Origin of the sequence: Roseburia yibonii, from assembly GCF_014297335.1 — a bacterium.
GTDB classification, from domain to species: Bacteria; Bacillota; Clostridia; order Lachnospirales; family Lachnospiraceae; genus Roseburia_D; species Roseburia_D yibonii.
Map to the genome: position 1 here is coordinate 1 of NZ_JACOQH010000004.1, position 23,565 is coordinate 23,565.

At 45.9% G+C, this 23,565-nt stretch carries 27 protein-coding genes and 1 pseudogene; 4 read left to right on the forward strand and 24 right to left on the reverse strand.

Annotated features, from left to right (window positions below; translation table 11 throughout):
- The 4 genes and pseudogenes from H8Z76_RS13480 to H8Z76_RS06655 all read left to right on the forward strand — a co-directional run.
- Positions 1-247 (forward strand): hypothetical protein (locus tag H8Z76_RS13480; protein WP_207723110.1); only part of this gene is annotated, 247 nt, incomplete at its 5' end.
- Positions 172-600: pseudogene (locus tag H8Z76_RS13955) on the forward strand (transposase); the annotation flags it as partial. The gene H8Z76_RS13480 and the pseudogene H8Z76_RS13955, both read left to right, overlap by 76 nt.
- Before the next feature lie 161 nt (positions 601-761).
- Complete coding sequence (locus H8Z76_RS06650; protein WP_004842221.1) at positions 762-1,046, forward strand: transposase; 285 nt, start codon at positions 762-764, stop codon at positions 1,044-1,046.
- Complete coding sequence (locus H8Z76_RS06655; RefSeq protein WP_186982016.1) at positions 1,043-1,957, forward strand: IS3 family transposase; 915 nt, start codon at positions 1,043-1,045, stop codon at positions 1,955-1,957. The genes H8Z76_RS06650 and H8Z76_RS06655 overlap by 4 nt, the downstream gene beginning before the upstream one ends.
- A 238-nt stretch (positions 1,958-2,195) precedes the next feature.
- Here H8Z76_RS06655 and xerD read toward each other — a convergent pair whose 3' ends face one another.
- The 24 genes from xerD to H8Z76_RS06775 form a co-directional block, all read right to left on the reverse strand.
- The gene (gene xerD / locus H8Z76_RS06660; RefSeq protein ID WP_186982017.1) at positions 2,196-3,080 is read right to left on the reverse strand and encodes a site-specific tyrosine recombinase XerD; all 885 of its coding nucleotides are present in this window, start codon (positions 3,078-3,080) and stop codon (positions 2,196-2,198) included.
- 190 nt (positions 3,081-3,270) lie between these two features.
- Positions 3,271-3,843, reverse strand: a complete 573-nt coding sequence (locus H8Z76_RS06665; protein WP_022515036.1) for a stage II sporulation protein M — start codon at positions 3,841-3,843, stop codon at positions 3,271-3,273.
- 58 nt (positions 3,844-3,901) lie between these two features.
- Positions 3,902-4,459, reverse strand: coding sequence for an NUDIX domain-containing protein (locus tag H8Z76_RS06670; RefSeq protein ID WP_022515035.1), 558 nt, complete (start codon positions 4,457-4,459; stop codon positions 3,902-3,904).
- 77 nt (positions 4,460-4,536) lie between these two features.
- A complete protein-coding gene (gene rny, locus H8Z76_RS06675; protein WP_022515034.1) occupies positions 4,537-6,084 on the reverse strand; it encodes a ribonuclease Y in 1,548 nt (515 codons plus the stop codon).
- Between the two features lie 98 nt (positions 6,085-6,182).
- Positions 6,183-6,794, reverse strand: a complete 612-nt coding sequence (locus H8Z76_RS06680) for a regulatory protein RecX (protein WP_186982018.1) — start codon at positions 6,792-6,794, stop codon at positions 6,183-6,185.
- Positions 6,795-6,797: 3 nt separating this feature from the next.
- Positions 6,798-7,883: a recombinase RecA gene (gene recA / locus H8Z76_RS06685; RefSeq protein WP_147618616.1), complete on the reverse strand. Its 1,086-nt coding sequence runs from the start codon at positions 7,881-7,883 to the stop codon at positions 6,798-6,800.
- A 198-nt stretch (positions 7,884-8,081) separates the two neighbouring features.
- Positions 8,082-8,393: a thioredoxin gene (trxA, locus tag H8Z76_RS06690; protein WP_022515032.1), complete on the reverse strand. Its 312-nt coding sequence runs from the start codon at positions 8,391-8,393 to the stop codon at positions 8,082-8,084.
- 21 nt (positions 8,394-8,414) lie between these two features.
- Entirely contained in the window at positions 8,415-10,007 is a 1,593-nt protein-coding gene (locus tag H8Z76_RS06695) for a peptide chain release factor 3 (RefSeq protein WP_147618615.1), read from the reverse strand.
- 38 nt (positions 10,008-10,045) lie between these two features.
- Entirely contained in the window at positions 10,046-11,218 is a 1,173-nt protein-coding gene (locus H8Z76_RS06700; RefSeq protein WP_022515030.1) for a phosphopentomutase, read from the reverse strand.
- A gap of 67 nt (positions 11,219-11,285) precedes the next feature.
- The gene (locus H8Z76_RS06705; RefSeq protein WP_022515029.1) at positions 11,286-12,095 is read right to left on the reverse strand and encodes a SpoIIIAH-like family protein; all 810 of its coding nucleotides are present in this window, start codon (positions 12,093-12,095) and stop codon (positions 11,286-11,288) included.
- Positions 12,092-12,688, reverse strand: coding sequence for a stage III sporulation protein AG (locus tag H8Z76_RS06710; protein ID WP_022515028.1), 597 nt, complete (start codon positions 12,686-12,688; stop codon positions 12,092-12,094). The genes H8Z76_RS06705 and H8Z76_RS06710 overlap by 4 nt, the downstream gene beginning before the upstream one ends.
- 11 nt (positions 12,689-12,699) lie before the next feature.
- Positions 12,700-13,200 carry a stage III sporulation protein AF gene (locus H8Z76_RS06715; RefSeq protein WP_186982019.1) on the reverse strand — a complete coding sequence of 167 codons (501 nt, stop codon included), beginning with the start codon at positions 13,198-13,200 and terminating at the stop codon, positions 12,700-12,702.
- A 9-nt stretch (positions 13,201-13,209) separates the two neighbouring features.
- Positions 13,210-14,388, reverse strand: coding sequence for a stage III sporulation protein AE (locus H8Z76_RS06720; protein ID WP_186982020.1), 1,179 nt, complete (start codon positions 14,386-14,388; stop codon positions 13,210-13,212).
- Entirely contained in the window at positions 14,385-14,768 is a 384-nt protein-coding gene (locus tag H8Z76_RS06725) for a SpoIIIAC/SpoIIIAD family protein (RefSeq protein WP_022516103.1), read from the reverse strand. The genes H8Z76_RS06720 and H8Z76_RS06725 overlap by 4 nt, the downstream gene beginning before the upstream one ends.
- 8 nt (positions 14,769-14,776) lie before the next feature.
- Positions 14,777-14,971 carry a stage III sporulation protein AC gene (spoIIIAC, locus tag H8Z76_RS06730; RefSeq protein WP_022516104.1) on the reverse strand — a complete coding sequence of 65 codons (195 nt, stop codon included), beginning with the start codon at positions 14,969-14,971 and terminating at the stop codon, positions 14,777-14,779.
- A 38-nt stretch (positions 14,972-15,009) separates the two neighbouring features.
- Positions 15,010-15,528: a stage III sporulation protein AB gene (locus tag H8Z76_RS06735; RefSeq protein WP_186982021.1), complete on the reverse strand. Its 519-nt coding sequence runs from the start codon at positions 15,526-15,528 to the stop codon at positions 15,010-15,012.
- Positions 15,522-16,460, reverse strand: a complete 939-nt coding sequence (gene spoIIIAA, locus H8Z76_RS06740; RefSeq protein ID WP_186982022.1) for a stage III sporulation protein AA — start codon at positions 16,458-16,460, stop codon at positions 15,522-15,524. The genes H8Z76_RS06735 and spoIIIAA overlap by 7 nt, the downstream gene beginning before the upstream one ends.
- 110 nt (positions 16,461-16,570) lie before the next feature.
- Complete coding sequence (locus H8Z76_RS06745) at positions 16,571-17,269, reverse strand: 5'-methylthioadenosine/adenosylhomocysteine nucleosidase (RefSeq protein WP_022516107.1); 699 nt, start codon at positions 17,267-17,269, stop codon at positions 16,571-16,573.
- A 77-nt stretch (positions 17,270-17,346) separates the two neighbouring features.
- Complete coding sequence (rpsU, locus tag H8Z76_RS06750) at positions 17,347-17,523, reverse strand: 30S ribosomal protein S21 (RefSeq protein WP_004054229.1); 177 nt, start codon at positions 17,521-17,523, stop codon at positions 17,347-17,349.
- 142 nt (positions 17,524-17,665) lie between these two features.
- Entirely contained in the window at positions 17,666-20,290 is a 2,625-nt protein-coding gene (gene alaS / locus H8Z76_RS06755) for an alanine--tRNA ligase (RefSeq protein WP_207723112.1), read from the reverse strand.
- 57 nt (positions 20,291-20,347) lie between these two features.
- Entirely contained in the window at positions 20,348-20,491 is a 144-nt protein-coding gene (locus H8Z76_RS06760) for a vanadium nitrogenase (RefSeq protein WP_147618608.1), read from the reverse strand.
- Positions 20,492-20,579: 88 nt separating this feature from the next.
- Entirely contained in the window at positions 20,580-21,332 is a 753-nt protein-coding gene (locus tag H8Z76_RS06765; protein WP_022516110.1) for an MBL fold metallo-hydrolase, read from the reverse strand.
- Positions 21,333-21,339: 7 nt separating this feature from the next.
- Positions 21,340-22,638, reverse strand: a complete 1,299-nt coding sequence (locus tag H8Z76_RS06770) for an amidohydrolase (RefSeq protein ID WP_186982024.1) — start codon at positions 22,636-22,638, stop codon at positions 21,340-21,342.
- A 60-nt stretch (positions 22,639-22,698) separates the two neighbouring features.
- Positions 22,699-23,541 carry a purine-nucleoside phosphorylase gene (locus tag H8Z76_RS06775; protein ID WP_022516111.1) on the reverse strand — a complete coding sequence of 281 codons (843 nt, stop codon included), beginning with the start codon at positions 23,539-23,541 and terminating at the stop codon, positions 22,699-22,701.
- Positions 23,542-23,565: the final 24 nt, after the last annotated feature.

Here is a 23,565-nt window from a genome sequence, read left to right on the forward strand (position 1 = left end):
CTGTAGCTTGTCGATCGGTTTGTACATTGTTTTAGTCCCTCGTATGCTCAAAATCTGTAAAAAACTGCAAGAAAAACGATTTGTTTTCGTCAAAATCCTTGCTATCATTATACCAGAAAGTGGGGCAAAAGTCAGTAAAATCAAGTGTTTGCGGCTTGATCAGCAGACACTAAATACATCAGCCGATACCTCGGCAGACCTGTTATTGCCACATCCCGTATTGATAATTATGACGGCGAAAATGTAACCTTTCATTACACCCGACACGAAGACAACAAAACAGTTACTGAAACCATCCCTGCTTTGAACTTCATCCAAAAACTGATTGTACACATCCCCGAAAAACATTTCAAAATGCTCCGCTACTATGGGATATATGCAAAACATCATAAACAGGAAAAGAATCTCCGTAAATGTATTTCTGCTGAAAAACAACGTTTCCTGCATTCTATCCAGGACTGGCGGCACTCCATTCTTCTCTCTTTCGGATACGACCCTCTCTGCTGTTCCAAATGTGGCACTTCTATGTTGGTTTTAGAAGTTTACCACAAAAAAACTGCACTATTTGAACAATATCGAAAGGTTATGGGATATGGATAAATCCATGCTCATAATCATTCTTTCTCCATAGTCAGATAGTGCAGCTGTCCTAAACCAAAACAAAAAACTGATGCTAGAATATAAATAGTACAAGCCAAAATGAGAAATTCCAAATACATATTAACATGGTACAATAGAGACATGCTGAAGGAGGATCTCATATGGCAATGCAACATGACAAACAATTTAAACTTGATGCAATCCGGTATTATCAAGATCATAAAGATCTCGGTGTACGTGGATGTGCAGAAAATCTTGGCATCGGATACAGCACACTAACAAAGTGGCTGAAAGACTTCCGTGAATCCGGTGATATTCCTGTTCGGGGTTCTGGTAATTACGCATCCGATGAACAGAAGGAAATCGCCCGTCTCAGACGTGAATTACGTGATGCCCAAGATGCACTTGATGTATTAAAAAAAGCAATCAACATTCTGGGAAAATGACGGAAGCCATTTATCTCGAAGTGTCTGAGAAGACGGAAGCTGCCCGAAAGGCTGGACGCCGGTTTTCCGTCTCCGGAATGTTGAAATTTTTAGGTGTCTCACGTTCAGGATATCGTGCATGGCTCCACCGCGTACCTTCTGATACAGAAAAACGTCGTGAAGCTGTAAAAGCAAAAATACAGGATATTTATGATGATTCCAAGCAGAACTACGGCGCTCCGAAAATCACTGTAGAACTGCGAAAAACCGGTGAAGTCATTTCGGAAAGAACCGTTGGTACATATATGCGCCAAATGGGAATCCGTGCTCAGTGGAGCAAACCATGGACCATCACCACAAAAGATTCTGATTTCAGCACAGAATTACAAAATATCCTTGATGAACAGTTTAATCCTGACCGCCCGAATGCTGTCTGGTGTTCGGATATCACCTACATCTGGACAATAGACGGATTTGTCTATCTGACCAGTATTATGGATTTATTTTCCAGAAAAATCATAGCATGGACACTTTCAAAAACACTGGAAGTATCCTGCGTGATTGATACGATAAACAAAGCCAAAGCTCGCCGAAATATCGACCAGCCATTGATCATTCACTCTGATCGTGGCAGTCAGTACGTTGCGACGGAATATAAAAAAGTAACAGAAAATATGCAGCGTAGTTACTCAAAGAAAGCATTTCCGTGGGATAATGCCTGCATTGAATCCTTCCATTCGATTATCAAACGTGAATGGCTCAACCGCTTTAAAATTCACGATTACAAGCAGGCATACCGCTTGATTTTCGAATATCTGGAAGCTTTCTACAATACGAAACGAATTCATAGCCATTGTAACTATATGTCACCAAATGAATTCGAACGATTGTATGAAAGAACACACACTGAGGCTGAGCTTCTGGCGGGTTAAAATGGGAAAAGTTTCTCATTTTAACTTGTACTAAATCTTGACATAGGACCAAACTTCATAAACAACGTCATGGCGAATCCACCATTCGCTCTTTTGCCATGTCATTTTTTATTTCTAGTCTATTATACACTATTTCTGACTGTTTGAGAAATTTCCTATGATTCAAAAAAAACACCGGAAAGTCAAACGGCTTTCCGGTATTCTTTTTTATTATTTCTCTTTTTATTTCTTTATCACTTTATCCTCTGGGATGCGCTTTTTTATAAACCTCACGCACTCTGCCCTGATTGAGCGCATTGTATACCTGCGTTGTCGCAATATCCGAATGCCCGAGCATTTCCTGCACCGAATGTAAATCCGCTCCATTTGAAACCAGATGCGCCGCAAAAGAATGACGCAGCGTATGCGGTGTAATGTCCGCTTCGATTCCTGCCATTGCTCCATAATGTTTGATCAGCTTCCAGAAGCCCTGACGGCTCATCGCCTTACCGGAGCAGTTTGTAAACAAAAGCTCACAGGCGTCATCATCCACCAGAAACGGTCTTCCATTTTCCAGATATGCCAAAACCGCTTCCCTTGCCTTATCACCAAACGGTACCACACGCTCTTTATGCGCGTCTTTGCATGTTACAAATTCAAGATTCAGATTGATCTCTGATATTTTTAAATGGATCAGTTCTGAAACCCGGATCCCGGTTGCGTACAAAAGCTCTAACATCGCGCGGTCGCGCAATTCCTTGGGCGACGTTCCCGACGGCTGTTCCAACAGGCGTTCTGTCTCCTCGACCGTAAGGATCTCAGGCAGTTTTTTTTCTATTTTAGGCGCCTTTAAGTTCTCTGACGGATCATGTTCGATTCGTTCCTCTCTTGCCAGATAATGAAAGAATGCTTTCATGGATGCGATGCTTCTTGAGATCGTGGACGCCTTGCGCCCGATCTTTTCCAAATATAAAATATAAGAATTTAACATCGTCTCACTGATCTGTTCGACATCTTCCATATCCTGCTCTGCCAGGAACTGACACAGTTTTTTCAAATCTCTCTCATACGAGAGTTCTGTATTTTCGGAGGTATGTCTCTCCTCACGCATATACATAATAAAATTTTCAATTTCCTGTGTCATATACGTCTTAACCCTTCCGCCTGTAATGTAAAAAATGTACCCGAAAAAGAGGTACCATCCTATTATAATATATCAGTATAAAAATGCAAATAGCAATTTTAAACAGAATTTTTTGATTTACATAAAACTACTACATATCGCAAACCCGGATTTTTTTCGCACCACATCTGGTAAATTTTTTTTTATTTTTTCAGAGAATTTTTACCAGTTTCTTCATGATGCGCGGATTTACATAACTTTCCGTCATTATGCCGATAAAAAAGAGTCCCAAAGTCATCACTATACCGCCCAGAAATAAAACTTTTTCAGGAAGTCCACCGGACGCGCTCTGTCTTTTCATCTCTCTTTTTCCAAGATAACAGCTAAGTCCGAATAGGATCAGATAAAGCGGAATGTAAAACAGGTAATGTGGAAACAGCAGCGCACACAACACCGGTATCCCGCGAATCCCGAAATTGACGATCACAGACACCATCGCAACTCCGAATGAAAATCCATTCCACGCCAGATATACAAAATGGGTTGGAATACCGATTCTTGTGATCCCGAGCAGAAAAAGCAGAAAAAAAACAGCCCCCCGGTTTTCGGCTACATAAAAAAGCAGATCATCATAATTGATCGATGCGTACAACAGCTGTTTCACAAAGTATTCATTTAAGATCCCGTAGTGTCTTAATTCTTCAACGCCGAGTGTATTTGCAAGAACGATACCCGCTAGAAACGAGATCAGATATACACATTCCGCCTTCCTTGCCATCGTCATCTTTATAACGGCCACATACTTTCTTTGTTTTCTCTCTTTAACGTATGCCTTCTTTGTCCTATTTATGAATCCTGCCGGTAAGCAGTTTGCTCTGATATGCCAAAATTCCAGCCACCGTCTTGGCATCCTGTATTTCGCCGCAGTAAATCTTTTGTACCGCTTCATCAAGTGGCATGGACACGATCTCGATCTCTTCTCCCTCATCCAGCTTCTGGACACCCGGTGTCAGATCTGTTGCAAGGTATACATCAATAAATTCATTGCAAAACGCAACGGTCGTTTTTAACTGTAACAGCTTTTCGACATGTTCACTTTTCCATCCGGTTTCTTCTTCCAGTTCCCGTGTTGCGCAGACCATCGTATCTTCTGTCACGGAATCTCTTGATCCGGCCGGGATCTCCAGCGTCTCACGATCCAGCGCTGAACGGTACTGACGAACCAGTAACAGATTTCCATTCTCCGCAACCGCTACCACTGCCGCCGCTCCCTTTCTGTGAGACACAAAATCCCACTTCGCCGTTTTTCCATCCGGCAGCTGCATATAGTCTGCATAAATGTCCAGTATTGAGCCCTGATACACCAGTTCTCTCTTTAATCGTTTGATATGATGTTTCATTTTATCCTCCTTATCGCTTATTACAAAAAAACCACCATATTTTACAATATAGTGGTTTTTTATTTTCTGTTTCAAAATTATTTTGCATAATCAACAACACGTGACTCGCGGATAACGCTGACCTTGATCTGTCCCGGATACTCCAGTTCAGCCTCGATCTGCTTTGAAATATCGCGTGCCAGCAATACCATATCGGCATCATTGATCTGCTCAGGAACTACCATAACACGAATCTCTCTACCTGCCTGAATTGCAAAAGATTTTTCTACCCCTTTGAAGCCATTTGTAATGTCTTCTAACTGTTTTAATCGGTTGGAATATGTTTCCAGTGTCTCTCTTCTTGCTCCCGGACGGGCTGCGCTGATCGTATCAGCCGCCTGTACAAGACATGCGATCAGAGACTCCGGTTCCACATCGCCATGATGCGCTTCTACAGCATTGATGATAATTGGGGATTCTTTGTATTTTCTACATAAATCCACACCAATCTGAATATGTGAGCCTTCCATTTCGTGATCCACTGACTTACCAATATCGTGTAAAAGACCTGCACGCTTCGCAGTTCTTACATCTACACCTACCTCGGCTGCCAGCAGTCCGGAAAGCTGCGCCACTTCAATCGAATGCTTTAATGCATTCTGACCATAACTTGTTCTGAATTTCATTCTTCCAAGCAGACGAACCAGTTCCGGATGAATTCCGTGAACGCCAACCTCCAGGGTCGCCGCTTCACCTTCTTCACGAATCATAGTCTCGACTTCTTTCTGAGCCTTCTCGACCATTTCTTCGATTCTTGCCGGATGGATTCTGCCATCTACGATCAGTTTTTCCAGTGCGATACGCGCCACTTCTCTGCGGATTGGATCAAATCCGGACAAGATAACTGCTTCCGGTGTATCATCAATGATCAGATCCACACCCGTAAGTGTCTCCAGTGTACGGATATTTCGTCCTTCTCTACCAATGATTCTTCCCTTCATCTCGTCATTTGGAAGCTGTACTACCGAAATCGTCGTCTCAGCTACATGATCTGCCGCACATTTCTGAATTGCTGTGACTACATACTCCTTCGCTTTCTTGCCAGCCTCTTCTTTTGCCTGACTTTCCATTTCCTTGATCATTTTCGCGGTATCAAGTTTCACATCTTCTTCAACAGTTTTTAAAAGGTATTCTTTTGCCTGTTCGGAGGTAAGACCGGAGATTCTTTCAAGTTCCCGCACCCGCTCCTCATGGAGCTTCGCAACTTCTGCTTTTTGTCTGTTAATTTCTTCTTCTTTCGCTGCAAAACCCGCTTCGCGCTTCTCGATCGCTTCTAACTTTCTGTCCAGGTTAGATTCTTTCTGTTCTACGCGGCGTTCATTACGCTGGATCTCGGATCTTCTCTCTTTGATTTCCTTATCAAGATCGTTCTTCGCACGGATTGATTCTTCCTTGACTTCAAGTAAAGATTCCCTCTTTTTCGTCTCTGCGGTTTTTACTGCTTCATCTATTATTTCTCTCGCTTTGTCTTCCGCGTTTCCGATCTTAGCCTCGGAAGCCTTCTTGAAATAAGAAGTGGCAACAAAGTAAGTAATAGGAATAGCAACAACTAACGTGACTATTACAGCAATAATTACTTGTGGCACAGGCGCACCTCCTTTATTAAGTTTTCATTGTCCATATAACAAAATTTCTTTCGATCTGTCATAAATAACAACATATAAATTTTATACTTAATCACAAGTTATGTCAAGTAGTCGTCGCATTTCATTACATGTAAAATGTCACTGCTCTTATATCCCCGCCGAAGCAGATACCCATACATTCTCCGTTGTTCCGCAGGCAGCTTCTCACCGGAAAAATATCCTTTTTTCTGTAAGATCTGTTCAATCATTTTTCTTTCATCGGACTGATATTCCTGCGAAAGTGCCTGCTCGATCAGATCTTTGGAAACGCCTTTTCTCATCAGATCCATTTTCAGACGCACCGCGCTTTTTTGTCCCTGATGGAAACGCACATAATTCTCCGCGTACCTGCGATCGTCAATGTAGTGATAACGTTTTACATAGTCTACCGCTTCATCGACAAGCTCCTGTGGATATCCGTTCATCCGCAGTTTTTCCCTCAGATTGCTTTCTGTCCGGTCCATCTTTTCCAACAGATGCATCGCGCGTTTCTTCACACGTTTTCCGATCACCTGATAGAAGATCTCATGGTACTCTTCTTCCGGCAGATCCTCGCCCTCTTCTATCCGGTATTTTCTTATCTCACCGCGATACAGCACGAGATCCTCTGCATCTTCAAACACAACCCGTACTTTTTTTGCCGGAAGATCTTTCAGCTCCTGTACCAGCATGCACTATGCTTCCTTCTCTGCTTTGGTTTCTTTCTCCTTCTTATCCGCAGACTTCGGCTGCTCTGCGTCAGCAGTACCGTCATCCATGCCGTCCGCTCCAAGTCCGTAATGCGCCCGCACCTGTGCCTCAATTTCCGCGAAGACCTCCGGTCTGTCTTTCAAAAACTGCTTTGCGTTTTCACGTCCCTGTCCGATCTTCTCACCGTTATACGCATACCAAGCTCCGGACTTATTTACAATTCCAAGGTCTGACGCAAGGTCTAACGCATCTCCCTCTCTTGAGATTCCCTGCCCGAACATGATATCAAATTCCGCTTCCCTAAATGGCGGTGCCACCTTATTCTTTACAACCTTGATCCTGGTCCGGTTTCCGACTACCTCTCCCGCCTGTTTCAACGCCTCGATACGGCGCACATCCAGACGCACGGATGAGTAGAATTTCAACGCACGTCCACCGGTTGTTGTCTCCGGATTTCCAAACATCACGCCCACTTTTTCACGCAGCTGGTTGATAAAGATAACGATACAGTTCGAACGGCTGATTGCTGCTGTCAGCTTACGGAGTGCCTGGGACATCAGACGTGCCTGAAGTCCGACATGTGAATCTCCCATGTCACCGTCAATCTCCGCCTTCGGAACCAATGCCGCCACAGAGTCAACGATCACAATGTCCACCGCTCCGGAACGCACCATGGTCTCTGTGATCTCAAGTGCCTGCTCACCGTTATCCGGCTGTGATATGTAAAGGTTATCGATATCCACGCCTATATTTCTTGCATAAACCGGATCGAGCGCATGCTCTGCGTCAATAAATCCGGCAATACCGCCACGTTTCTGTACCTCCGCCACTACATGCAGTGCCACGGTCGTCTTACCACTGGACTCCGGTCCGTAAACCTCAATGATCCTTCCCTTTGGAAGTCCTCCGAGACCAAGCGCGATATCCAGACTGAGCGCTCCGGTCGGGACAGTCTCCACATTCATACTGGTACTCGGATCTCCAAGCTTCATGATAGAGCCCTTGCCATACTGCTTCTCGATCTGTGAAATTGCGGCATCCAATGCCTTTAATTTATCTTCCTTTGCCATTTTTATTCTCCTTCTCACGCGAACCTATGTTCGCTACGCTGTTATTATCATATACTGTCTTCGTTTAAAAGTCAACTACTTTTTTCGAAAATATGTTCGTTTTTATCCGGATTGGGAATTCATCTATAAGAAAAAAAGAACAGTTGAAGATTTTCAACTGTTCTCATTATAAATTCCATGCTCTGTTTTCGTCAAGCCTTATTTCAAAAGTTCCAGAACCTCTTCTTTGGTCTGTACACCGATCGCTTTATTCTGAAAAACACCGTTTTTCATTACAACTAACGTCGGGATGCTCATAATCTGGTATTTTAATGCCAGTGCCGCTTCTTCATCCACATTTACCTTGCCGACTTTTACTCTGCCTTCGAGTTCGTCCGCCAGTTCATCCACAACCGGTGACATCATCTTGCACGGTCCGCACCATTCTGCCCAGAAGTCAAGCAAAACCGGGATGTCACACGCCAGTACTTCTTTTTCAAAATTGTCGTTTGTGATCGTTACAACTGCCATATTTTTTCCTCCTTTGATCTTCTACTGCGCTGTTCCGAATTCAGACAGTTCAAGTCCTTCGTTTCTGTCCAGTGTCATGCCGACACTCCATGCGTTTACAAACAGTAACAGCGGATTGCCTTTCATATCCATGATCTTTTTCATATCGGATGTTCCGGTCAGGCGATCCATATCGATATCGCTGTTTTTGATCCACCGGATATGCTCATACGGCAGATTTTCCAGACGGATCTCAACATTGTACTCACTCTCCAGACGGAATTTCAAAACGTCAAACTGCAGTACACCTACCACGCCGACGATGATCTCTTCCATACCGCCCTTATATTCCTGAAAGATCTGGATTGCACCTTCCTGCGCGATCTGGGTCACACCTTTTACGAACTGCTTACGCTTCATGGAATCTACCAGACGCACCCTTGCAAAATGCTCCGGCGCAAACGTTGGAATCCCCTCAAACGCAAATTTTTCCTTTGCGGTGGTCAGTGTATCTCCGATTGAAAAAATACCCGGATCAAACACACCAATGATATCACCGGCATATGCCTCTTCAATGATCTTTCGCTCATCTGCCATCAGCTGCTGCGGCTGGGAAAGCTTGATCGTCTTTCCACCCTGGATATGTTTTACTTCCATGCCTGCCGTAAATTTTCCGGAACAGATACGCATAAAGGCTACCCTGTCTCTGTGATTCTTATTCATGTTCGCCTGAATTTTAAATACAAATGCCGAAAAATCCTCCGAGAACGGATCGATCTCCCCGATATCCGCCTTACGCGGCAGTGGAGAATACGTCATCTGCAAAAAGTGCTTTAAAAAAGTTTCCACACCAAAATTTGTAAGTGCGGAGCCAAAAAACACCGGAGAAAGTTCTCCCTTTGATACCTTGTCCATATCAAATTCGGCGGAAGCCCCATCCAAGAGTTCCACTTCCTCCAGAAGCTGTTCTTTATACTCGGTTCCGATCTCCGCCTCTAACGCCGGATCATCGATCGCGATCTCTTTCTCAAGTCCCTCTTTGGTACCCTTTAAGGTATCTGAGAAAGTCATAACCTTTTTGGTATTCCGGTCGTATACACCTTTAAAATTTTTACCGGAACCGATCGGCCAGTTCACCGGACATGTAGCGATCCCAAGCTCCTTTTCGATCTCGTCTAAAAGATCAAACGTATCGTTGGCATCACGGTCCATTTTGTTGATGAACGTAAAGATCGGAATATGCCGCATGACACAGACTTTGAACAGCTTTCTTGTCTGCGCCTCCACACCTTTGGATGCATCGATGACCATGACTGCGGAATCCGCCGCCATCAGCGTACGATAAGTGTCCTCCGAGAAATCCTGATGTCCCGGTGTATCCAGGATATTGATGCAGTATCCGCCGTAGTTAAACTGCAGTACCGATGAGGTAACGGAAATACCTCTTTGCTTTTCGATCTCCATCCAGTCAGACACCGCATGTCTTGCAGTTGCCTTTCCTTTTACGGAACCCGCAAGATTGATCGCTCCTCCGTAGAGCAGAAACTTCTCTGTCAGTGTCGTTTTACCGGCATCCGGGTGTGATATAATTGCAAAAGTTCTTCTTTTTTCTATTTCTTTTCTCAAATCAGCCAAAGGATTATCCTCCCATTCTTTCCATAAACTTCTTAAGTTTATAATACCGTATCCGTATTGTCAAGAATGGAAGTTCCCTCGATCTTTGATGGAATGCCAAAATAGGAAAGCACGGTCGCCCCGATATCACCGAATCCTTTTCTGGTTCCGTAATTGATTCCCGCCTTAATCTGCTTTCCGTACAGGATGAGCGGCACATATTCTCTCGAATGGTCTGTGGACGGCGTAGACGGATCACAGCCATGATCCGCTGTGATCATAAGGATATCCTCATCCTGCATTTTTTCCAAGATGCGTGGCAGCTGCTCGTCAAAATAAGTCAGCGCTTTCGCATAGCCGTCCACATCATTCCGGTGTCCGTAAAGCATATCATAGTCCACCAGATTGATAAAACAAAGTCCGTTAAAATCACGATCCATCCATTTTATGGTCTTCTCAATGCCGTCCGCGTTTCCGTCCGTGCGGATGAAATCCGTGATCCCCTTTCCCGCAAAGATATCATTGATCTTTCCGACCGCAAGCACATCATATCCCGCGTCCTTTAACTGATCGAGCATCGTAGTCTGCGGCGGAACCAGTGAAAAATCATGTCTTCTTGAAGTTCTTGTGAAGTTTCCCGGTGTTCCGACAAACGGTCTCGCAATGACTCTGCCGACTCCGTGTTTTCCATGTAAAATCTTTCTTGCGATCTCACAGTAATGGTACAGGGTTTCCACCGGAACCACTTCCTCATGCGCCGCCACCTGAAAAACAGAATCCGCCGACGTATATACGATCAGTGCCCCTGTTTTCATATGTTCTTCCCCATAATCCCGGATCACATCTGTTCCGGAATACGGTTTGTTACAGATCACTTTCCGTCCGGTTTCTTTTTCAAACTCCGCAATGATCTCCTCCGGAAATCCATCCGGATACGTTGGCATCGGCGACTTTGAAATGATGCCCGCGATCTCCCAGTGACCGGTCGTTGTATCTTTTCCTTTGGAAAGCTCCATCATCCGCGCAAACGATGCCGCCGGATGTGCCTCTTTTTCTCCGATCTCTACGCCGTCTATATTAAAATATCCAAGTTTTCTCATATTTGGCATGGAAAAATACGGACTTTTCGATGCGGCAAGAAGTGTATTGCTTCCCTCATCTCCGTAATCCGCCGCATCCGGCATTTCACCGATTCCAACACTGTCCAAAACGAATAAAAAAACTCTTTTCATCTGTCTGTTCCTCCTGCTTTCTCTGGTTGTTTTCATTATAAATTTATTTTTCCATTTATGCAACGTCTTATTCTGCGGTTTCTGTGCTGCCTGTGCTTTCCGTTCCTCCCGCTGCCCCGGTCTCCGTATCTGTCATCTGCTGATCTCCTGCCTGTTCTGTCGCCGTCTCCGTTCCGGTCACATTTCCGTTACCGGTTCCGTCCGCAGTTTCCTGGATCGGGGTGATGATGATCTTTTCTGCCGCAACATTCGTCTTACGCTTTACGATATCTTCCACCTGCGCACGTTTCGCATCGGTGACTTCTCCCATGTTTAATACCACATCCGCGCTGTCATCGGTAATGCTTACGACCACATCGGTAAATCCCTTTGCCTCAAGTAACATCTCCGCAGCGGCTTCCCGCTCTGCCACATCCGTCATTGCGATCATCTGATCCACTGCTGCCTGCTTTTGTGTCTCCGTGATATTGGCATTGTTGATGACATCAAGCAAAGTTTCCTTATTCTGGGCACGCATCTGCTCACGGTTTAACTTCATCTCCACCGCAAAATCCACGGTTCCCGCACTGACATTTGAGCTTGTAAGCACCGCTTCTCCCGGATTTTCGATCGTACTCTCCCCGCTGTTTTCCGTCATTCCCGCATCTGCAGAGGTTTCCGCTGTTCCGTCTTCTGTATCGGTAAAAATATCCCCTGCCGCCAGTTCGAGATCTTCATCCGAAATCTCATAATCTTCTTCCAGTACCTCCGCGCTGGTCTGCGCCACCTCTTTGTCATCTTTTAAATTTCCGTTGGTATAACTGACGTATCCCGCTGCTGCGATCATAAGCGCCAGTGCTGTGATGATGATCTGATTTTTCTTAAAAATATTTTTCACTCTGCTGCCTCCTGCACACTCATCTTAACTACCTTTATCTTATGTGCATCCACATGGAATAATGCCAAAACGGCATCAGAAATATTCTGTTTTACCGCCGTACTGTCTCCGCCTTCCGCAAGTATCAAAACGCCTTCTACCGCCGGTCTGTTTTCCTTGCTCACAAACGGCTCATTGGTCTCCCGGTCCGCGTAAACAGTCGTCTCTTCCGACTGTAACTGGGTTTCTCTTCTTTTTAATGCTTCCTGCTCTGTCTCTTCGCTCACGGTGCTGCTGTCTGAACGGTCTTTTTCCACCACGCGTTCCCCGCTGTCTTTTAACGTGATCATGACTTTTACTTTTCCCACCCCTTCCATTTCTTCCAGCATCTGTGCAAGCTCTGTTTCCAACTGCCGCCGGTAATAATCTGCCTTTGTTCCTCCGCTGTCAGTTGCCGCTGTCGTCACAGATTCTTCCCCCTTTCCGCTGTTCTTTTCATTTTTTTCACCGGACGGCAGTGCGACGACGAGAAGCAGCGCGCCCGCTAAAACCGCGATCAGCCATTTGTTTTTATCCGCATTTTCTCCATGTTTCCAGTCAACGAATTTTTTCATATTATCTCCCTCTACTGCGTCAGAATCTCCACATGGGACTCATCGGTACGATAAAATAAAAACAGTGCCTCTTTAAAATCCGCAAGCGCTTTTGCATCTTCCTTTGGCTTTACGCGAAGTGTGATCTGTCCGATCGCGTAATCCGCATCCAGGCTCACCCGCACCTCTTTCGTCTCATACCCATACTCGTCTGCCATGCTTTTGATATCTGCCCCGATCTCCTGCTCATACTGTTCTACATAATATTCATTCTGTAAATACTCCATATGCTCCATGTCTGTTTTCAGGTTTGAGAGTTCCTGCCAGAATTCATCATAATGCACCATTTTCCCAAACGGGTCTTCCCCGTAAAACAGTTTCATGACCGGAAGCAGGATTGCCAGTACCAGCACCATCTCCATGAAAAAGCGGATATATTTTTTGTATACATCCCGCGGGATAAAGTAAAGAAGCGCTGTCAGCAAGAAAAACAGCAATACGATGCCCCGCATCCACTCCAGCAGTTTTCCCATAGTCCCTCCCTAATATATAAAGCTTGTCGATGCCGTCACCATGGCAATCGTAAGTAAAAACAACAGCACCGAAGTGAGCAGGATCTTTGCAAGCAGCACGCTCCCCCGGCACACCCCGTTCATGGTTTCCGCGATCCGCTTATCCGCAACCGGTTCCACAACCGCTGCCGACAGCTTATAAAAAAACGCCATCACTCCCACTTTTAAAAGCGGGAACAGACAGATCCCGAACAAAAGAAGCATTGCCGCCACACCGACACTGTTTTTCACCAGGGTTCCCGCACTGACGATGATCTCGCTTACCGCCCGGACGGAACCGCCGATGCCGGGGATCGCGGATGCTGTTTTGGATACCATGCTGTTTTTAAACTTGTCCACTGCCGGCTGGATCAGCCCCTGTATCACATTGAGCCCAACCACCACCGACATGATGAACTTTAAGGTGACACGCACCCCCTCTTCGATCAGTTCTGTCATTTTTTCAAACTTTTCCCCGTCAAGTAGTTCATTCATAAAGCAAAAAACGATCATGATCTGAACCAGTGGCAGCAGCACAGACAAAAGCAGCCACTGCACCAGATAGAGAATGATAAATGTCAGCTCATAAAAAGCCGCCGCCGTTGCCGTACCATTGGAAAACACCATTGACATGCCATACACCGGGATCAGGGTCCGCATAAATTCCACCGTGGTACCGATCGTCTCTTTGGTCAGATCGCTCATAACAAGAAACGACCGCATCAGCAAAACCGCAAGTACACTGTACACTAACACAAAACAAAGCTCTGAAATATAGCTGTTGTCAAAAACATCGGTAAAATTTTTTAAAATCCCAAACGCGATACTGATCACAAGTACCTGGACAAACAGCCCTTTCGTTTCCGCCAGTTCATAAAACAGCGTCTCTTTTAACCATGTGCCCACTTTTTCCGAGGAAATTCCTTCCTCCCCCTTTAAAATTCCAATCACCAGCGAGGAAAAACTGACATCGGAAAGGTTCTCCTGTTTATCTAAAAAATCCTGCACTTTTGAAGCGCCGATCCTCTGAAGCATGGACTCTGTGATCTGCTCTTCCTCAACATCCTGTCCGTCCGTCTCAGAAAAACTGTTTCCATAGACCACGGATGTCTTACCTCCCGCCACCGAAAGGAATAAAACAACAAGAACCGCCATGCCCCATTTTTTCATAAAAATTCTCCAATCACATCCAGAAATGACATAAGCACCGGCATACTGATGACCAGGATCGACAACTTGGCAAACATCTCAATCTGCGCCGCAACCGCGCCGTATCCGGCATCCTTACACAGGTGAACGGAGAATTCCGACACATAGGTGATCCCCACCATCTTTAAGATCAGCGCGAGGTATGTCCCATCCACCGGGAGCATCGCCTCAAGTGACTTCGCGTACTGGCACAGGATCTCTATTTTGGATATGATGTAAACAAAAATACAGATGCATACTGCCATGCTGACAAACAGACTGTACTCCGCCTTTTGCACTTTTAACGGGATCGCAAGCAATACCCCCACAATTCCCAGTACTCCTATCTTTAAAATATCCATTTCCCCACCTACAAAACAAATAATGATTTCATGGTTTCAAAAAGATCATAAATATATGGAATGATCCAGAATAAGACGATCATAAGACCTGCCAGACTGATGAGAAAGGCATGTTCCTCCCGCCCGCTGTGTTTTAACACCTGGCTCAGGACAGTGACCAATATTCCGACCGCCGCGATTTTAAAAATCAAATTTACACTCATATACACTCTCCCTGTTTCAATCCATCCTCCGGATATCCCTAGATCAGCAAAATGATCAGAAACAGCCCGCCCAGCACGCTGCCATACATACAAACTTTTCTTTTTCCGCCGATCGTTTTTTGTATCTCTGCGATCCTGTAGTCGATCTGCGCCTCATACAGCTCCAGTTCCCGTTTCTGCGATTCCATATCCGGCGCATCCAAAAAATGCCCGCTTTTTTGTATGATCTCTTCCTCTTCTCTGGAAAACAAAAATTTCCTGCTGCAGGACAAAAAGCTGTCCTCCCAGATCTCACTGCCCTTTGCCTCCTCGAACTTCTTCATCCGTGTGGCGATCATCTCCAATACCTGCCGGTATCCTTCCGAACGCTTTTTTGCAATGGTATCAAACGCTTCCGCCAGCGGCTTTCTGTAATGCTGTATCTCCCCAAGCAGCGCATACAATATCTCTTTGTACTCCACCAGCTCTTCCAGATGTCGTTTCATGTAGCACACACTGCTCACGCCATATCCGGTCATTCCGGCAAGAATGAGCGTGCATCCGATCACCTTTAACATAGGCGGTTCCCGCTTCCATCAAAGATCTCAAAATACCGCTCCCTGTCCTCTTTTTTTCCAAGCCGTACCAGACGTTCAAATACCATATCCTTTTTCCACCGCCTCAGGACACTTTTTTTCTCCAGTTCGTCCATATTTTCCGCATGCACGGTTCCTAGAATACAGCTTCCACTGTAGAGTACCTTTTCCACCGCCTCAAAATCTTCCTCACACCCAAGCTCATCCACCGCGATCACCTGGGGTGCCATCGAACGGAGTACCATCTGCATGCCTTCTGCCTTGGTACAGCTATCCATGACATCGGTACGCATCCCGACATCGTTCTGCGGTATTCCAAGATGACATGCCGCGATCTCCGAGCGTTCATCCAGTACACAGACCCTCAGTCCCTTTTTCCCGGCGCACCCGTCGGACAAAAGACGTACCGCATCCCTGAGATAGGTGGTCTTTCCCATTCCGGGCGGCGAAAAGATCAGGGTATTGTAAATCTGATCCCCATGATACAGATACGGAACCAGCCCCGCTGCGCATCCTTTCCGCTCACGCGCAATACGGATATTCATGAAATTTATGTAACGAAGCGTCCGTACTTTTCCATCTTCAAGCACGGTCTGCCCTGCCAGCCCGACACGATGCCCTCCTTCCAGCGTAATATATCCCCTCCGTATCTCTTCCTCAAATGCATAGAGGGAATAGCGGCTTAACAGCACCATCATCTGCGCCAGATCCTCTTTTTTTGCGACACACGCCAGACCGTGTTCTCTGGTCAGCTTTCCATGTTTCTCATCCAAAAAGTATTCCGTCTCTCCTGCCTGAAATAAAAACGGCTGTCCTGCTCTGACGCGTATTTCTTCCAGCGTTCCCATCTGCTCTAACGCCGGAAATATCCGGCGCACCGGTTCCGGAAATATTTTCTGTATCATCTCAAGCATGCGCTCTGCCCCCATTCTTCCGCTATTCTATGAAAAAAAGCCATGGGACAAACCGTCCCATGACTTATATATATGTTTCCATTTCCAATATATGACTTTGGTTTTTACTTTTACAGCTCCACGATAAATTCTTCCACGAGCTTTGCGCAGTGCTTTGCAGCTTCCCGCTCAAATGCCGGGTAATCCATCTCGGCAGAGTTATCTGCCTTGTCGGAAATCGCACGCAGGATCACAAACGGAACCTGGTTCAGATACGCCGCCTGTCCGATCGCCGCGCCTTCCATCTCGGTACAGCTTGCGTGGAAATTGGACACGATCTTATCTTTTACCGCCTTGTCGCAGATAAACTGATCGCCGCTTACGATTCTGCCGGAAAATACTTTGATCTCCGTATTTACCTTTTCGCACACGCTCTTTGCAAGCGCAGCCATCTTCTCATCTGCCGGGAAACTTAAAGTTCCAAGCTGCGGCACCTCTCCAAGCTGATAGCCCATAACGGTTACATCCATGTCATGCTGGCACACATCTGTCGATACCACAATATCTCCGATATCAATCTTCGCATCCAGGGAACCTGCCACGCCGGTGTTGATAATATGTGTGACCGCAAACAGATCGACGAGGATCTGTGTACAGATACCAGCATTTACCTTTCCGATTCCGCTTCGCACGATCACCGCGTCCACACCATTTAATGTTCCCTCAAAAAATTCCATGCCGGCTTTTTTTGTGGTCTGTTTTACTTCCATCTTTGCCTTTAAAGTCTCCACTTCAAGTTCCATTGCCCCGATAATTCCGATTTTTTTCATACGATTGTTGTCCTCTCTTCTTCCTTATCTGTGACCCAAAGAAAGCTGCCACATAAGTGACAGCTTCTTTCACACAATTAGTTATATTTACGCTTTCTTGCAGCTTCCGATTTTTTCTTACGACGAACGCTTGGTTTCTCGTAATGTTCTCTCTTACGGATTTCCTGCTGGATACCAGCCTTAGCGCAGTTTCTTTTGAATCTGCGTAAAGCGCTATCTAACGTCTCGTTCTCTTTTACGATAACATTTGACATAGTCTCACACCTAACCTCCCTCCAGTTGCGTATTGTGCATATTCAACTGTTTGGGTAATATTTAATTGCACTATTAGATATTATAACAGAAAAATCCCATTCGTCAACTATTTTTCTGAAAAAATATACAAAACACGCAAATTTATTTTATCTGCTGTTCCAGTACCTTTCTTGCTTCTGCAAGCGCATCTTTGATACCGGCCGGATCCTTTCCACCTGCCTGTGCCATGTTCGGACGTCCGCCGCCGCCACCGCCGACAAGTGCCGCAATGCCCTTGATCAGATTTCCGGCATGTGCGCCCTGTTTCATCACGGTGTCTGTTGCCATTGCGACGAGATTTACCTTGCCATCTTTTGCGGAGGCAAGTACGATCACACCTTCACCAATCTTTTCTTTCAGCTGATCTCCGAGATCACGCAGTCCGTTCATGTCTACGCCGTCTGCCTCTGCCGCAAGCAGTTTGACACCTTTTACTTCAACGACCTGATCCATGACATCGCCAAGTGCCTCTCTTGCCGCCTTGCTCTTTAAGGATTCGTTTTCACTCTGCAATTCTTTCACTTCTGCCATCAGATGTTCCAGACGCTCAAGCAGATTTGCCGGAGTTGATTTCACAATCTGGGAAGCTTTGTTTAACTCTTCTTCCATTGCTTTATAATAAGCGAATACGTTGTCGCCGGTCAGCGCCTCAATACGGCGTGTACCTGCTGAAACACCGCTCTCGGAAATGATCTTAAATGCTACGATATCTCCGGTATTTGCCACATGGGTACCACCGCAGAACTCTTTGGAAAATTCGCCCATCGATACGACACGCACAGTCTCTCCGTATTTTTCACCGAACAGAGCCATAGCACCGGTCTTTTTCGCCTCATCTACTGTCATGATATCGGTGCGCACCGGTAATTTCTCCGCGATCTTTTCATTTACGATCTTCTCAACTCTTGCAAGTTCATCTTCGGTCATTGCCTGAAAATGCGTAAAGTCGAAACGGGTACGCTCTCCATCCTGATAGGAACCCGCCTGTTCTACATGTGTTCCAAGCACCTCACGCAGTGCTTTCTGAAGCAGATGTGTTGCGGAATGGTTCTTGCAGGTAGCTGTGCGGAGTGCTTCATCCACCGCAAGCTCTGCCTCATCACCGGTCTTCATCATTCCGCGGATCAGTTTTCCGACATGTCCGACTTTGCCACCAAGTAATTTGATGGTATCTTCTACCTTGAACTCACCGCTCTCGGTACGGATGATACCCTTATCTCCCTGCTGACCACCCATGGTCGCATAAAACGGGGTCTGCTCTACGATGATCGTTCCGACATCTCCGTCACTCAATGCCTCCGTGATATCCGTCTCCGTTGTCATTACGATGATCTTCGATCTGCAGTTTAACCTGTCATAGCCGACAAATTCTGTGGTAATGGAAGTATCGATGGATTCATAGACTGTAGCGTCTGTTCCCATGTAGTTTGTGACCTTGCGGGCTTTTCTCGCCTTGTCACGCTGAACTTCCATTGCCTTTTTAAATCCGTCTTCATCTACGGAAAATCCTTTTTCTTCCAGAATCTCTTCTGTCAGATCAACCGGGAAACCGTATGTATCATAAAGTTTGAACGCATCCTCACCGGAGAGTACCTTCTCACCTTTTGTTTCCATTTCTTTTTGCATATCGGAAAGGATCGCAAGTCCCTGATCGATGGTCTTTGCGAATTTTTCTTCTTCCTGTGTCAGAACCTTGAAGATAAAATCTTTCTTTTCTTCCAGTTCCGGATATCCGTCCTTGCTTTCGTGGATGACCGTTGCGCACAAATCTGCCAGGAACGCCCCCTTGATACCGAGCATCTTTCCGTGACGGGCCGCACGGCGGATCAGTCTTCTTAAAACATATCCTCTGCCTTCATTTGACGGCATGATTCCATCCGATACCATAAAGGTAGCTGAACGGATATGATCTGTGATCAGACGGATAGACACATCATCCAGAGCGTCTACCTGGTATTTCTTGCCGGAAAGTTCACAGACCTTGTCGCGGATCGCTTTCATCGTATCAATATCGAAGACACAGTCCACATCCTGCATAACGACCGCAAGACGCTCCAGTCCCATTCCGGTATCGATATTTTTCTGGGAAAGTTCTTCGTAACCGCCCTTGCCATCGCCTTCAAACTGGGTAAATACATTGTTCCAGATCTCCATGAAACGGTCACAGTCACAGCCTACCTTACAATCCGGGCTTCCACAGCCGTATTTTTCTCCACGGTCATAGTAGATCTCAGAGCAGGGACCACACGGGCCTGCGCCATGCTCCCAGAAGTTGTCACACTCTCCGGTTTCCGGATCACGGTAAAAACGTGTGATGCGGTCTGCCGGAACACCGATCTCTTTTGTCCAGATATCAAATGCCTCATCATCTTCTCCGTAAATAGACGGATAAAGCCTGTCCTCCTCAAGACCAAGTACCTTGGTTAAGAACTCCCATGACCAGGCGATCGCTTCATGTTTAAAGTAATCTCCAAAAGAGAAGTTTCCAAGCATTTCAAAGAATGTAAGATGTCTTGCTGTCTTACCTACATTTTCAATATCTCCGGTACGGACACACTTCTGACAGGTGGTCACTCTTTTGCGCGGCGGGATCTCCTGTCCGGTAAAATAAGGCTTTAACGGTGCCATACCCGCATTGATCAGCAATAAGCTGTTATCATTGTGCGGTACCAGTGAAAAGCTCTTCATTGCCAGATGTCCTTTGCTTTCAAAAAATTCCAGATACATCCGGCGCAGTTCGTTTACTCCATATTTCTGTTTCACAACAACTTTCCTCCAAAAAATCTATTTCTCATCCTGTCCGTCAGGCATCTGCTTTGCATTCCTGTATCCCCGCAGATTCTTTCCGGCAAAAACTCCGGCAATTCCCACTGCCGCAAGTATGATCATGATGATAACGTATTGTAAAAAATACCCGAAAAACGTCACCTCAATACCTCCTGTTTTCCTTCTCGCCCATAGAAAAATCCGCGGTGCGGACTTTTGCTACCTATTATATTCCAATTTCAGAAATTTTTCAACAAATGCAATCAAATTCCTGGTTCTCACCTGTGATGTCCACGATACGCTCCGTGAAACGCAGATTCTTTGACTTTTTCTTATAGGCTCCGATCAGGGAATAATCCCGCCACATGTGCATCGGAAATACCAGATCCGCGTCCACATGCTGCATAAAGTAATCAAACCCGTCCATGCTGTGCGTTTCAAGCCGCGGATCCAGCACAACAAACGCCGCGTCAATATGAATTCCATCCAGTTCCGCGATGGCACGCCTGTAATCACGTTTCATTTTTCCATTGATCAGATCACCTGCGCCCTCCATGCTCCAGTCATTCAAATCTCCGGCATGATACAGGGTCACTCCATCTGTTTTCACCAGAAACGCAACCCCGGCGTCAGTAGAGCGCAATGTCTTGATCTCCATGCCCCCGACCTCATACTTCGTCTGCGGGCGCACAAAAGTCACGCGGTCTTTGACCTCTTTGGGAATTCCATTGCGTGCCAGATAATTGTCTCCCAGCCGGATATCCTTTGAAAGAATATACTGTATCTTCGGATATTTTTCCACCCATTTCAATGCATTTAGATCAAAATGATCCTGATGCTTGTGGCTTGCGAACAGATAGATTTCCTTCTCTTTTGAAAATTCCGGTAAAATTCCCTGAAACGCATACCCGGTAATCCGTGCTTTGTCAAACCAGTCAAAGATCAGCACTTTGTTTTCTATTTCCACAACAAAACAGCTGTGCTGTATAAATAGTATTTTCATATCAGCCTCATTTCATACGACGGATGATCCGATTTGCTTTTTCATAAATTTCTTCCGGATCAAAGCCGATCTCAAATTTTCCATCTTCGTAAAGAATTTTTCCGGCTACCATGGTAAGTTTCACATTCTGCTTACTGCCGGAATACACGATATTTTTTATAAAATTATTTTCCGGCTGCATATTGGGCTGCTTTAAATCGATCATAATAAGATCTGCCTTTTTGCCAACCGCAAGTCTGTCACAGGATGAAAGCTGCATCGCTCTGGCACCGCCGGCCGTTGCCATATAAAGCACTTCGTCCGCGCTGATGCAGGATGCATCGTGTTCCCTCACTTTTGCAAGTGCTGTCGTAAGAAACATTTCCCGGAACATGTCCAGACAGTTATTGCTTGCCGGTCCGTCTGTACCGATGGCAAGATTGATCCCTTCTTCCAGGAAGCGCTTCACCGGACAGATACCGCTTGCCAGCTTTAAGTTTGACGCAGGATTGGTAACCGCTGTCATATGATGTTTCCGAAAGATCTCATAATCTGCATCTTCAAACCATACGCAGTGGTACCCGCCGCCACCATACGCATACATACCAAGACTCTCTGTGATCTGGGTCGGTGTCATGCCATAACGCTCTTTGCACTCTAAAACTTCCCGTTTCGTCTCCGAATTATGCAGCCATACCGGTGCTTTCAGGCGGGAAGCAAGCTTCGCCACACCCTCCATGCGCTCTTTCGAAGTCGTGTACTCCGCGTGGATGCCCGGAACAAAACTGGTAAGTGGACTAAGCTCATTGATCACATGATAATCTTCCTCCATCTCTTCCACACTGCTCACAAAATCATTGAGTCCACTGGTGAATACCGTACGGAATCCACAGTCCGCAGACGCTTTTGCAACGCTGCGTGGAAAATTGTACATATCAAAATTGCTCGTGATGCCGCTGGTCAGATACTCCATGATTCCAAGCACAGACAGATCATACACGTCTTCCGCCGTAAGCTGTGCCTCCTTCGGGAATACCTGTTCATTTAACCACTCCTGCAATGGCAGATCATCCGCATAGGAACGCAAAAACGTCATCGCGGTATGCGTATGCGCATCCTTAAATCCCGGCATCAGCACATTCCCTGCCACATCAATCTCGCGGTTCCAGATGATCGGCTCGTTTTCACTGCACACACCGGACACATCCGTACCATCGCCGATATAGCAGATCGTATCCCCTTTTACCCACAGTTCCCCCTCGGTGAGCGCAAAGGTATGATCCTCTTTCTGCTGCACGATCTTTGCATTATAAAAACGGATATTCATGTAAATTCCCCCTTGTCTGTTTTTCCACGATTGCCGCCGCTATTTTCCGGCAGTATTCGATCAGGAAAGAACCTCCCTGTTAATATTTTTGATTGACTCTGTCACCAGCTTTTTAAACATCGGTGCCACACGATCCGCCGTTTCCTGAATCTCTCCATGTGTGAGCGGTGTCGGTGAAATTCCACTGGCAAGATTGGAAATACAGGAAATTCCAACGATCTTCATTCCCATATGATTTGCCGCAACCGCCTCACATGCTGTGCTCATTCCAACCGCATCCGCGCCAAGTGTACGCGCCATCGTGATCTCTGCCGGTGACTCATACTGCGGTCCGGAAAGCTGTAAATACACACCATCCTTTAACGGGATATCATTGTTCAGTGCCGTTTTCCGGACGATCGTCTGCAGATCTTCATCATAAATATGGGACATGTCCGGGAAGCGCACGCCAAGCTCCTCAATATTGGCCCCGCGAAGCGGTGACGGCACAAAACAGGAGATCTGATCTTCAATCAGCATGAAATCTCCCGCCTGAAATCCCTGACGGATCCCGCCTGCCGCATTGGTCAAAAACAGTACTTCTGCCCCCATGAGTTTCATCAGTCTTGTTGGCAGCACGACATCTGACATATCGTAACCTTCATAATAATGTACTCTGCCCTGCATACAGACAACCGGCACATCATCCACATATCCGAAAATAAATCTGCCTTTATGTCCCGGAACGGTTGACACCGGAAATCCTTCGATATCATGATAATCCAGGGTTGCCTCCACTTTGATGTGATCATCCGCATAATCTCCAAGTCCAGAGCCAAGGATCAGTGCCACTTTCGGTGTAAAATCAATCTTTGCCTTATAACTTTCATAACATTTTAATAATTTTTCGTATACTTCATTCATTTTTTGTTTTCTCCTGCCATTTTA